Source organism: Psychrobacter sp. GTC18467 (assembly GCF_055397455.1).
In genome coordinates this window covers 336,516-348,378 of record NZ_AP038920.1, presented here as the reverse complement: position 1 = coordinate 348,378, position 11,863 = coordinate 336,516, and the positions used below count along the sequence as shown (strand labels likewise).

Annotated in this window: 12 protein-coding genes; all 12 read left to right on the top strand. The window is 45.8% G+C overall.

The window, feature by feature from the left end:
* The 12 genes from fdhD to ACZ5XY_RS01410 all read left to right on the top strand — a co-directional run bounded on the left by fdhD (position 1) and on the right by ACZ5XY_RS01410 (position 11,856).
* A complete protein-coding gene (gene fdhD / locus ACZ5XY_RS01465) occupies positions 1-936 on the top strand; it encodes a formate dehydrogenase accessory sulfurtransferase FdhD (protein ID WP_464742304.1) in 936 nt (311 codons plus the stop codon).
* Between the two features lie 220 nt (positions 937-1,156).
* A complete protein-coding gene (locus tag ACZ5XY_RS01460) occupies positions 1,157-1,837 on the top strand; it encodes a 2Fe-2S iron-sulfur cluster-binding protein (protein WP_464742302.1) in 681 nt (226 codons plus the stop codon).
* Complete coding sequence (locus ACZ5XY_RS01455; RefSeq protein WP_464742300.1) at positions 1,834-2,871, top strand: FAD binding domain-containing protein; 1,038 nt, start codon at positions 1,834-1,836, stop codon at positions 2,869-2,871. The genes ACZ5XY_RS01460 and ACZ5XY_RS01455 overlap by 4 nt, the downstream gene beginning before the upstream one ends.
* Positions 2,872-2,880: 9 nt before the next feature.
* Complete coding sequence (locus ACZ5XY_RS01450; protein ID WP_464742298.1) at positions 2,881-5,361, top strand: molybdopterin cofactor-binding domain-containing protein; 2,481 nt, start codon at positions 2,881-2,883, stop codon at positions 5,359-5,361.
* Positions 5,355-6,515 carry an XdhC family protein gene (locus tag ACZ5XY_RS01445; protein WP_464742296.1) on the top strand — a complete coding sequence of 387 codons (1,161 nt, stop codon included), beginning with the start codon at positions 5,355-5,357 and terminating at the stop codon, positions 6,513-6,515. Before ACZ5XY_RS01450 ends, ACZ5XY_RS01445 begins: the two co-directional genes overlap by 7 nt.
* Positions 6,505-7,197 (top strand): NTP transferase domain-containing protein, encoded by a 693-nt coding sequence (locus tag ACZ5XY_RS01440; RefSeq protein WP_464742294.1) that lies wholly within the window; start codon positions 6,505-6,507, stop codon positions 7,195-7,197. The genes ACZ5XY_RS01445 and ACZ5XY_RS01440 overlap by 11 nt, the downstream gene beginning before the upstream one ends.
* A 46-nt stretch (positions 7,198-7,243) precedes the next feature.
* Positions 7,244-8,554: a molybdopterin molybdotransferase MoeA gene (locus ACZ5XY_RS01435; RefSeq protein ID WP_464742292.1), complete on the top strand. Its 1,311-nt coding sequence runs from the start codon at positions 7,244-7,246 to the stop codon at positions 8,552-8,554.
* 69 nt (positions 8,555-8,623) lie between these two features.
* Positions 8,624-9,712, top strand: coding sequence for a GTP 3',8-cyclase MoaA (moaA, locus tag ACZ5XY_RS01430; RefSeq protein ID WP_464743674.1), 1,089 nt, complete (start codon positions 8,624-8,626; stop codon positions 9,710-9,712).
* A gap of 46 nt (positions 9,713-9,758) precedes the next feature.
* The gene (gene moaB, locus ACZ5XY_RS01425; protein WP_464742290.1) at positions 9,759-10,286 is read left to right on the top strand and encodes a molybdenum cofactor biosynthesis protein B; all 528 of its coding nucleotides are present in this window, start codon (positions 9,759-9,761) and stop codon (positions 10,284-10,286) included.
* Positions 10,287-10,330: 44 nt separating this feature from the next.
* A complete protein-coding gene (mobA, locus tag ACZ5XY_RS01420) occupies positions 10,331-10,999 on the top strand; it encodes a molybdenum cofactor guanylyltransferase (protein WP_464742288.1) in 669 nt (222 codons plus the stop codon).
* Positions 11,000-11,011: 12 nt separating this feature from the next.
* Positions 11,012-11,551 carry a cyclic pyranopterin monophosphate synthase MoaC gene (gene moaC, locus ACZ5XY_RS01415; protein WP_464742286.1) on the top strand — a complete coding sequence of 180 codons (540 nt, stop codon included), beginning with the start codon at positions 11,012-11,014 and terminating at the stop codon, positions 11,549-11,551.
* A gap of 47 nt (positions 11,552-11,598) precedes the next feature.
* A complete protein-coding gene (locus ACZ5XY_RS01410; RefSeq protein ID WP_464742284.1) occupies positions 11,599-11,856 on the top strand; it encodes a MoaD/ThiS family protein in 258 nt (85 codons plus the stop codon).
* Positions 11,857-11,863 lie beyond the last annotated feature (7 nt).

The following is an 11,863-nucleotide window of genomic DNA, read 5'->3' as shown; positions in this document are numbered from 1 at the left end:
ATGAAGGACTATCAAAAACTTAAAAATAACAACTTAGTAGCAACAGAAATTGCGCCGCTAAGTCGTGAGCATGTCACCCAAAAGCATATTTGTGACGATAATCAGGGAAATCAGGTAGAAAAACCAGTAAAAAAAATCGACAACGCCGAAAGCTTAGTCGTTGAAGCGGCGATTGCCATTGTCATTAACGGCATTCATTACGCCATTTTGATGGCAAGTCCAAACCAGTTAGACGAGCTGGCGTTTGGGTTTTTATTTAGCGAAGGGCTTATTTCAAAAAAGTCGGATTTAATAGATTGGGAAATTACGCCGATTGTCGATTTGACGGTGCTTGCTGATACGATAAGCACGTCAGCTGAATTTGATGAAAATAGTGATTTAGCGCATTTAAGCGATTATGACATTTATTTGGTTGAGCTGACCTTAAATCAGCGTTGCCATCAACGCATTCAAGCGCAAAGGCGGCTGCTGTCAGGGCGAACGGGCTGCGGCATGTGCGGGATGACGGGGGTTTATCAAGCGCTTCCAAAGCTGCAACCTATCGTTAAAACGACGTCAAAACCAAGTCTTGAAACCTTATTAACTGTTCGCTCAGCCATTAACGATTCCCAATTTACCCACCAGTTAACCGGCGCGGTTCATGCGGCAGCAACCATTTATAACGGTCAGCTGTTTTTATTTGAAGATGTCGGTCGTCATAATGCCCTTGATAAGCTGATTGGCTGGCTGCTTAAAACTGGCGTAACGCTTGATTATGTAGTGATGACCTCAAGGCTATCGATTGAACTGGTTCAAAAGTCCATCCGCGCTGATATTCCGTGGCTGATTGGCATGTCTGCGCCAACGAGTACCGCCGTTTTGGTTGCTGAGCGTTATGGCTTGGGACTTGGCGGGTTTTTACGTGGCAATCGGGTGACTTTTTATTCAAATCCGTAATCTTTGACCAATAGCTTCTCATCCTAAACGCTTCTCATTTAAACTCACAATTTTTAACCAACGTTACCAAACTGCTGATTAACGGTCGAAAAATATCACGCAAGCTCAACGCAATTGGCAAAATTAACTGTCGTAAAGCCGATATGATAAAAAAGAATATCGATAACGATTAGTAAATTCTGTGATAACAAAAAATATTGCCAGCCTGTGAGATGCCAGCATGCCAAATTTGACCTTAACGATAAATGGTCAAGCGCATCATTTTGATGACCTTGACCCAAGAACCAGTTTGCTTGACGTTTGCCGTCAGCATCTTGACTTAACCGGTGCTAAAAAAGGCTGTGACCACGGTCAATGCGGCGCTTGTACCATGATAATCAACGGCAAGCGCATTAACAGCTGCTTGACCCTTGCCATCATGCACGACGGCGATGAGATTACCACCATTGAGGGCATCGGTACGCCGGATTCGCTTAGCGAACTGCAACAAGCTTTTATCGATCATGATGCCTTTCAATGCGGCTATTGTACGCCGGGGCAGATTTGTTCAGCAACCGCAATGATGGATGAGATTGCTAAGCTTTGGTCAAGTCACGTCACCTCAAGTTTAAAAAACCCACAAATTACCATTGAAGAAATCAGCGAGCGCATGAGCGGAAACCTTTGCCGCTGTTCGGCGTATCCCAATATCATCAAGGCGATTTATCAAGTATTAGCCAATAAAGGCTTGGTAAAAATTGAGGATAAGTTTACTGATGCTGCAACTTCTGCAACATCAAGCCCTTCAACAACAAGCAAACTGCAAATTTGGTCACCTCCTGCAAGCAACGCCAATCCCAAGCAAGATTCGCGTCAAAATACACAAAACCAAACGGCAAATAAGTTAGGAGCTGAATCATGAAACCTTTTGTTTATCAGCGTCCTGATAATATAGGTGCAGCAACTAAAGATGGCGCGGCGCAAGATGCTACGTTTATCGCGGGCGGCACCAATTTACTAGATTTAATGAAGCATGAAATTGAAACGCCGCTTAAACTTGTTGATATCACTCATTTAGAACTGAGTCAAATTGAAAAATTGGATTCTGGCGAGTTAAAAATTGGCGCATTGGTAAGTAATAGTGACCTTGCAGCCCATCCTGAAGTTATTGCCAATTATCCGGTGTTATCACGAGCATTATTGGCAGGCGCATCGGGGCAACTGCGTAATAAAGCCACGACCGCTGGCAACTTGCTGCAACGGACGCGCTGCTATTATTTTTATCAGCCGGATAGTCCTTGTAACAAACGCGTTCCCAAATCTGGCTGCCCTGCGATTCAAGGCGAGAGCCGAAAGCTTGCCATTTTGGGTGTAAGTGATGACTGCATTGCTCAGCATCCCTCAGATATGGCGGTAGCAATGCGCGCCCTTGATGCCAAAGTTATTACCCAACTTGCCGATGGCAGCTCGCGAACGCTTAGCCTTGATGAGCTTTACCGCTTACCAAAAGATACCCCAAATATCGAAACCAATTTGCAATCTGGCGAGCTGATTTCGCATATTATTTTGCCGCCACCGGTAAGTGGTATGCAAACTTACGACAAAGTTCGCGACCGCGCCTCTTATGCCTTTGCCCTCGTGTCGCTTGCGGCGATTATCGATGTTGATAATGAGGGTAATTTGACCACCGTTCAGTTAGCCTTTGGTGGTATTGGGGTGATGCCGTGGCGCAATAGGGCGGTTGAGGCAATGCTAATGAGCTCAAAAGGCGAGCGCGAAGCCATCACTCAAGCTGCTGACTTACTATTAAATGACGCCAAAACCACCGAGCAAAACGCCTTTAAAGTGCCATTAACCAAGCGCTTAATCATCCAAGCGATTGAGCGCGCCATCAGTGCCAGTAAAAATACCGCGATTGACACCACCGTCCAACCTGACAATCTGAATTTGCCTTAGGAGCGCGTTATGCCATCTATTTCTGAGATTAAATCGCTTCTTGATGACAAACTTGCGCCGCACAAAACGCTGACCATGGACGAGGCGGTGCCAACGTTGCTTGGTCAAACGCCAAATCCTGAAGTTGGCAAGCCGGTCAACCGCTTACATGGTGATTTAAAAGTCAGCGGTCACGCCAAATATGCTGCCGAATACCGCTTTAACGATGAGCTGTTTGGCGTTTTGGTTTGTGCAACCATTGGCAAAGGCAAAATTTCGCAAATTCATACGGATGCTGCAAAAAAACTGCCAAACGTTGTGGATATCGTCATCGATTTTGAGCAATTTATCCGCCATCCTCAGCAAGGCGGCAAGAAAAAGTCGCCATCACAAGGCGCCGATACCATCGTTTATCATGGTCAGCCGGTCGCCCTTGCCGTTGCCAAAACTTTTGAGGCAGCAACCGAGGCGGCAAAATTAGTTCAAATTGAATATCAAGATGAGACAGATAACGGCGCATTTAATTTTGCTAAAGAAAAAATGGGCGCGCATAGCATGCCCAAAGTGCCGACCCAAATCCAAGGTGACCCTGAAAAAACGCTAAAAGATGCAGAAGTTAGCATTGATAAAAGGTACATCACACCAAGCCAAAGCAACTCGCCGATGGAACCGCACGCGACCATTGCCAAATGGGATGGCGACAACATCACCCTTTATACTGCCAATCAGATGCTGGCGTCCTGTAAGCAGCAAGTTGCTGATGCCCTTGATTTAAAGCCCGATAACGTTCGCTTGGTGTCGCGATTTGTTGGCGGCGGCTTTGGCAGTAAGCTTGGGATTGCCCCTGAACTCATTGCCGCTGCCGTGGCTGCAAAACAATTAAACGCACCGGTTCGGGTGGTTATGTCACGACCGCAAGTGATGGAAGCCACCGTTCGCCGTTCCAACACCGAGCAGCGCATCGGACTTGGCGCGGACAAGGACGGTCGAATTCATACCATTATTCACGACAGCATCATTACCAATTTGCCTGACCAAACGTTTTATGAGCCAACCGCGGAGTCCACGCCGTTTTTATATCAAGGGGACAACCGCAAAATCAGCTATAAAATGGTTCGGATGAATCAAGTGCTGGCAGGGTCCATGCGCGCGCCAGGGGAGGCGGTTGGTCAAATCGCCATGGAATGCGCGATGGATGAGCTTGCCGAAAAGCTGAACCTTGACCCTATTAAATTGCGGATTTTAAACGAACCCAAAAAAGACCCCAGTAAAGACATTCCCTACTCAAGCCGTCACTTGGTGGAGTGTATGAAAGTTGGCGCGGAAAAGTTCGGCTGGGATCAGCGTCAACCCACCCCTTGCAGCACCCGCGATGGCGATTGGCTCGTTGGCATGGGAGTGGCGGTGGCTTGCCGCGTCAACAATTTGCAAAAGTCGCAAGCCCGAGCAAGCCTGCAATTAAGTGACCAAAAGCCGCTTGGCATTGAAGCTGTCATTGAGACCGATATGACCGATATTGGCACGGGCTCTTATACGGTTCTTGCGCAAATTGCCGCTGAAATGCTTGGCTTACCGCTTGACCACGTCGTCATCAATTTAGGCGATACCAACTTGCCACCGGCATCCGGATCAGGCGGTAGTGTTGGCGCCGCAAGTGCCGGAAGCAGTGTTTATTTAGCTTGTCAAAAACTTCGCGAACTGATTGCCGAGCGTGCGAGTATTGCAAGCGATAGCCTCACTATGGATAACGGTACGGCTCAAAAGTCTGACGAGAATGAGCAAAATCACTCTGGAATGATTGATGAGTTAAAACAAGCAGTTAAAGAAAAAGCCGAAATCGTTTCAGCTGAAATTATCAACAAAGCAACCGAAACCGCAAAAGATGCGCTTAATAAGCTCTCTAACGATAACAAAGGAAAACAAGACCAAGACAGCCATAAAACTAGCCCAATCGATTTATCCTCACCCAAAAATTTAAGCGAAATATTAACGCATTTTGATGACAATAAAATCAGCGCCCTTGGCACGATTAAACCAGGGAAAACCCAAAAAGACTACCGCCAAGCTTGCTATGGCGCAAACTTTGTTGAGGTTGGCGTTCATCGCGTTACCGGCGAGATTCGCGTTCGCCGAATGACCGGCGTCTTTACCGCCGGCAGGATTTTAAACCACAAAACCGCAACGTCCCAATGCTATGGTGGCATGGTCTTTGGTATAGGCTCAGCGCTTATGGAGGAAATCGTTCACGACAAACGTACCGGTCGCCTTTGTAACCATGACTTGGCAGAATATCATATTCCGGTCAATGCTGACGTGCCACAGCTTGACGTTACCCTGCTCGATGAGGACGATAAATATACCAATCCCATTCACATTAAAGGCATTGGTGAGACGGCGATTTCGGGGGCGGCAGCAGCGATTGCCAACGCAGTTTATAACGCAACTGGCGTCCGTATCCGTGAGTTTCCTATTAAAATCGAGCACTTACTTGACAAGCTTCCTGAATGCTGATGAACCAAGTTAGCGATATTTTACGCCTTGCCAAAACGGCTCGAAATGAGGGCATTGACGCGGTTTTGGCAACGGTGGTGAAAACTGAAGGCTCAGCTTATCGGCAAGTTGGTGCGATGATGCTCATTTGCGAAGATGGTCGCTCCGTTGGTATGATCAGCGGCGGCTGCCTTGAGCCGCATATCATCAAAAAAGCGTTTTGGCTCACCAAAGCCGGCGCAACCGTTCAAATTTACCAAACGGGCAACAGCGACGATGACGACGACGAGGTCGATGAAGCGTTAAACTTTGGTCTTGGCTGCAACGGTCGCGTTCACGTGTTATTTGAGCGGTTAACTGCCGCAAAACCTTTCTTAAGCTTAATTGAGCACGTCCGGCAATCGCAATTATCTAAAACGATTGCCACCGTTATTGATTCAAATAACCCAAAGTTTGCTATCGGAACACGGTTTTGCTTAGATGATTTATCGCAAGATGAAAATAGATTAATAAATAGTCAAGATAAAGCGCAAGTTATTGGCGATAAATTATTGCCGAAGTTAACCGATTTTAATGCGCAAAAATTTGATAAAAAACCTTTTATTCATTGTGAAGTGGATAAAAGCACTTGGCTGATTCAAAAAATAAAACCGCAAATTCGACTGCTAATTTGCGGTGCAGGAAACGACGTGATGCCACTGGTCAGCCTTGCTAAAATGCAAGATTGGCACGTGACCGTCATTGATAGCCGAGCGCATTATGCAACAAGGTTACGATTTTCGGCGGCTGATAACGTACTTTGCGTTTCACTTGATGATGCCGAAACGCTGCTTGATTTAAGCAAAAATGCCTTAATTGCCGTCATGTCGCACAGCTTAAGTCAAGATAGAGCAAGGCTTAATATATTGCTTGCCAAACCAAATCATTATCATTATTTAGGTCAACTTGGTCCCAAATATCGAACTGAGCGCTTGATTGGCGAGATTAAAACGGCAAGTTTAACTCCTGAAATTTTTAACCAAGGGATTAAAAAGCTGCATTTCCCCATTGGTCTTAAGCTTGGCGGCGATGGTCCTGAAGCCTTAGCCCTTAGCATCATGGCGCAAATGAGCGCGGTTATTCATGATTGTGATTTGATAAAAATGGAAGAGGGTCAAAAAAACAATGACCACTGAATTTCAAGATGCAGTGCCAACTTCCCGTCACGTCGTCATTATTCTAGCGGCAGGGTTAAGCACGCGACTTGGAACGCCAAAGCAGCTACTTTGCAAACATGGTCAACCATTAATTGAAGTGATGACCAAAGCCGCGCTAAAAACCAACCCTGCTGCCATCATTATCATCAGTCAAAACCAATCCAAAAATTTAGCTGATGTTTTAACCTCTCTTAGCAAATTATCGAATCGCAATTACATTGTTATCAATCCGGCTCCCGAAAAAGGCATGGGTCAAAGCTTAAATTTAGGGATAAAAATGCTTAAATCTTTGCCAGAAAGCTTTGGTATTAACCGCGTATTAATTTTAGGAATTGACCAAATTCATTTAAACAGCGATTTTCTGCAAAAACTATTAGCGGTTAAAAAAGTCGTCGCAGCGAGCCGTTATCCAAAAGATTGTAACGCCTCTGCCAATCTTGATGACCCGCGCGCTAATATTGTTGGGCTTCCTATTGCCATTGATTATGCTAAGCTTATGGAGTGGCAAGATAAGCTTTCAGGCGATAAAGGGCTTCGTGTGCTAATTCGTAGTTTGGACGCTTGCCAAATTGCAACCTTAACCAATCCAAAGCTTTGCTATGATATTGATACCAAAAGTCAGCTTGAATTTGCGCAAAAAAATGGCTGGCTAGATGATTAAGAAAAAAGCAAACTTATTTAAAAAAAACAAATAAAAAGAGCCAAATATGATTACGATGGAAGCGCTGGTTGCCGCGATTAGCGCGCGGATTGATGATTATAACCAAACTGATTTGCCACTGAACAAGCGCCAAGCTATTACTGTTCCGCTACTTGATAGTCTTAATCATATTTTGGCGGTCGATGTTACCGCGCCGTTTGATGTGCCACGGCAGGACTTATCGGCGATGGATGGTTATGCGATTGCCAAAGGGTCGACGATTGCCAAAGATGCCAAAATCAGTATTGTTGGCGAGTCGCAAGCCGGTCGCGCCTTTACCAGCAATTTGCAGTCAGGTGAGGGCGTTCGGATATTTACCGGTGCGGTCGTTCCAAGCGATTGCGACCGCATTTTAATCCAAGAAAATACCGATTTTGCCACCATTCGCCATCACATCGACAAATCAAAACCTTATGATATTACCGTCACCGACTTGCCAAGCGTGGATAACCATATCCGCCGCCAAGGGGAGGAAATCACCAAAGGCGCGGTGGTTCTTAGCGCCCAAAAACGCTTAAATCCTACCGATATCAGCTTGCTTGCCAATTTAGGAATAGCGGAAGTTCAAGTTTTTAAACCGTTAACCGTTGGGCTGATTGCTACTGGTGACGAGCTTGTGGCGCTTGGTGGCAAGCTTGAGAGCCTAGCGCAGATTTATAACGGCAACTCGCCAACCATCAAGACCTTACTTACTGACTTGCCTATCAATATAAAAGACTATGGCATCATTCCTGATAATAAAGACGCCACCATTAACGCTATAAAATTAGCGACAACCGAGTGCGACGTTTTGGTCTCAAGCGCGGGCGTTTCCGTTGGTGATTATGACTTTTTAACGCCGGTCATCGAAGAAGTCGGCAAAATTAACCATTATAAAGTCGCCATGAAACCGGGGAAGCCGTTTGTTTTTGGGGAGTTAAAGCGCTCAAAATCGGCAGAAAACAGCTCAGCACCGATTTTATATTTTGGCTTGCCGGGTAATCCGTTATCGGCACTGGTAGGAACCTTGCAATTTGTCATTCCGGCGCTTTGGCAACTGTCAGGGACAGCTACTTGCGACATTCCAAAGCCATTGATGATAAAAGCCAAGCTGACTTGCGACATTAAAAAAGCCGCCGGTCGCAAAGACTTTCAGCGCGGTATTTTGACCCAAGATGGCTTGGGCAATTATGAAGTCAAAGGCAGTGCCCATCAGCAGTCGCACCGAATCAAGCAGCTCAGCGATGCCAATTGCTTTATCGTTCTTGATAAGGATTCAGGAAGCCTAAAGGCAGGAAGTGACGTAGTAGTTCAGCCTTTTCCATGGAGTTTTGCTTAAAAAACCTTATATATGTAAGATGGTTAACTATAACTGCCACGAACCTGCCATCAACCAAGGATGTGAATGATGACGTATCAGCGCCCAACTGCCAACACCGCTCAGCAATTTGTGCCGACGCCTGTTCGCGCAAGCGTTGATTCGCCAAAGTTGAGTGCAATCGCTCCAGCGTCCGAAACGGTTGATGCGCTTACCGACGGATTTTCGCGGCAGCTGACTTATTTGCGCCTCTCCATCACCGATTTTTGCAATTTTCGCTGTGAATACTGCCTGCCTGACGGTTATCAAGGCGTTCGCGCCAAAGACGAGCTGACCTTGCCTGAAATCAAATGCTTGGTGAAAGGCTTTGCCATGCTTGGCACCAAAAAAGTGCGAATCACCGGCGGCGAGCCATCCATCCGCCAAGACGTTACCCAAATTATCGAAACCGTTCGCCAAACTGCCGGAATCGACACCATTGCGATGACCAGTAATGGCTATAAGCTTGGCAAGCATTTGGCAGGCTGGCAAGCTGCCGGACTTAATCAGCTGAATATCAGCATTGATAGCTTTGATGCTGATATTTTTCATCAAATGACCGGCATGAATACGTTACCTATGCTCATGAAAGATATGGAAATGCTGCTTGAAAGCACCGATATTAAGCTTAAAATCAACAGCATTTTGATGAAAGAAACGGTCTTTGATAACCTGATTTACGCCCTTGATTTTGTTAAATCGCGACCGGTCACCTATCGCTTTATCGAATTTATGCAGACCAGTGACAACAGTCAGCTGTTTTTTGCGCAGCATGCCAACGCCGACCGCGTTAAAAGCTATCTGCTTGAGCGCGGCTGGCAGGCAGAAATCCGAGGTCAAAGCGATGGTCCTGCCATTGAATTTTCGCATCCGGATTATTTAGGTAGGATTGGGCTTATTGCCCCTTATGCTGCCCATTTTTGCGACAATTGCAACCGGCTTCGGGTCAGCTGTCACGGCCGCGTTCATTTGTGCTTATTTGACCAAGGTAACTATGATATTCGACCTTTTTTGCAGCAGGATAATCCGCAGCCATTAATAAATGCGCTGCAAAATCTGATGCCAATCAAACCTGAGCACCACCATTTGCACGATAACAACAGCGGAATGATGACCAATTTATCCATCATTGGCGGTTAAAAGTCATAAGAAAGACTTCATTAAAAAACATAAAAAAGGATCACCAATGAGTAAGCTCCAAGCGCCATTTTTACCGCTTAATATTGCCGTGCTTTGCGTCTCCGACAGCCGAACTTTGGCTGAGGACACCTCAGGAAAATATCTTGCCGACAGCTTAACCGAAGCCGGTCACAATCTTGCCGACCGAAAAGTGGTCACCGATGATGTTTACCAAATCCGCGCCGTCATTAGCGCTTGGATTGCTGACAAAAACATCCACGCCATTATCACCACCGGCGGCACTGGGTTTTATAAGCGCGACAGCGTTCCTGAAGCGGTCAGCGTGCTGTTTGATAAGTTGGTTGATGGCTTTGGCGAGATGTTCCGCTTGATTTCCAAAGACGATATTGGCATGTCAACCATGCAGTCGCGAGCCATTGCCGGAATGGCAAACAATACCGGCATTTTTTGCTTACCGGGGTCATCGGGCGCTTGCCGAACGGGCTGGGAAGGTATTTTAAAAGAGCAACTGGATAACCGAACCCGACCTTGTAACTTTGTCGCCCACTTTTTAGGTGAAAATCCAAGCCATTAATCAGCGTAATTAAAGCAAATAATATGTTGGCAAATGATAATCTTTTGAAGCCTGTTGCTATCGTTATTTTGGCAGGGGGTCAATCACGGCGGATGGGGTCAGCAAAGGCGCTGTTAACCTTGCCAAATGGTGAGCCGCTGCTTGATTATCATATTGATTCTGCAAAAGCTTTTAACTGCCCGATTTTGATTGCAGATAATGGTCAAGGTTTTTTCGATAAAGTAAAAAACCGTGATGGCACAAATATAAAGCAAATCAGCGATTACAAAATAAAAGGCGCTCAAGCCCAAAATCAGGGCGGGGCGTTGGTCGCGATTTTAGGCGCGATGCAAGCACTGAAAGAGCTGCCTGATGATGGTTGGCTATTGGTAGTGAGCTGTGACAGTTTGATTTCAGCCAAGATGCTTTGGGAAAAACTGCGCGATGAAGTTGCTTCGGCAAATAATACAAATCAAGCTGATATCATTTGCTTAAATAGCGAGCATAAAATTCTGCCGTTATTGGGCGCTTATCGTTTAAGATTAGCAAACGAATTAAAGACATACCTTGATAGTAGTGAGCGCCGAGTGATGCCATTTATCATGCCAAAGGCTGACGCAGTCGATGCACCAAAATCTTGGCAGCCGCTAGCAAACTTTAACACCCAAGCTGACTTTAAAAGCGCTTGCCAAGCTTTTATAGCATTAAAAAAATTATCATTAAAAGATTTATAATTTTGGAAAGTTATGAGCAGTCAATTAAATACCAGTCAGTCAAATAGCAGCGACAATCAAAACGCCAATCAACTGTCGCACCTAGATGCGTCAGGCGACATTCAAATGGTCGATGTCAGCGGCAAATTAGCGACCACGCGCGAGGCGACCGCCCAAGCTCAGGTGCGTTTTTTACCCGAAATTTACGCGCAAATCAAAGCCGCCGATGGCATGACCAAAAAAGGCAGCATCACCCAAACGGCGCACATTGCAGGAATTATGGCGGCGAAAAAAACCGCCGATTTTATTCCACTTTGTCACCCATTGCCGCTTGATAAGATTGGTTTGACCTTTGACTTTGATGATAAAAACTTTGCCATCAGCGTGACTGCGACCGTCAGAGTTACTCATAAGACCGGCGTTGAAATGGAGGCCTTAACCGCCGTCAGCATGGCTTGCTTGACCATTTATGACATGACCAAAGCCCTATCGCACGATATTGTCATTGATAATATTCAGCTATTGCAAAAAACTGGTGGCAAATCGGATTATGCAATGAGCGGCGATAAATAGCGCAAAAAGTCATATAACTATTTAAGTTTTCACAAAAGGAGTTGACTATGAGCGCAGAAACCATTCAAATTACTATTTTATATTTTACAAGCCTTGCCGATGACGCCGGAATCAATGATGAAACGCTGACCATCGATAAAAATACCTCGCTGAGCACACTTTATGAAATGCTGCGGCAAAAGCATAAGTTAAGCCTGCCGCAATCATTGCTGCGCGTGGCAATCAACGACTATTTTGCCTCATGGGACGATGCTATTAACGACGGTGATAGTATTGTATTTATCAGCCCTGTTGCTGGTGGTTAAGCTTAAA

Bases quoted from the DNA above. Each gene is read 5' to 3' on its own strand.
- fdhD (WP_464742304.1), top strand. From the start codon at position 1: ATGAAGGACTATCAAAAACTTAAAAATAACAACTTAGTAGCAACAGAA.
- ACZ5XY_RS01460 (WP_464742302.1), top strand. From the start codon at position 1,157: ATGCCAAATTTGACCTTAACGATAAATGGTCAAGCGCATCATTTTGAT.
- ACZ5XY_RS01455 (WP_464742300.1), top strand. From the start codon at position 1,834: ATGAAACCTTTTGTTTATCAGCGTCCTGATAATATAGGTGCAGCAACT.
- ACZ5XY_RS01450 (WP_464742298.1), top strand. From the start codon at position 2,881: ATGCCATCTATTTCTGAGATTAAATCGCTTCTTGATGACAAACTTGCG.
- ACZ5XY_RS01445 (WP_464742296.1), top strand. From the start codon at position 5,355: ATGCTGATGAACCAAGTTAGCGATATTTTACGCCTTGCCAAAACGGCT.
- ACZ5XY_RS01440 (WP_464742294.1), top strand. From the start codon at position 6,505: ATGACCACTGAATTTCAAGATGCAGTGCCAACTTCCCGTCACGTCGTC.
- ACZ5XY_RS01435 (WP_464742292.1), top strand. From the start codon at position 7,244: ATGATTACGATGGAAGCGCTGGTTGCCGCGATTAGCGCGCGGATTGAT.
- moaA (WP_464743674.1), top strand. From the start codon at position 8,624: ATGACGTATCAGCGCCCAACTGCCAACACCGCTCAGCAATTTGTGCCG.
- moaB (WP_464742290.1), top strand. From the start codon at position 9,759: ATGAGTAAGCTCCAAGCGCCATTTTTACCGCTTAATATTGCCGTGCTT.
- moaC (WP_464742286.1), top strand. From the start codon at position 11,012: ATGAGCAGTCAATTAAATACCAGTCAGTCAAATAGCAGCGACAATCAA.
- ACZ5XY_RS01410 (WP_464742284.1), top strand. From the start codon at position 11,599: ATGAGCGCAGAAACCATTCAAATTACTATTTTATATTTTACAAGCCTT.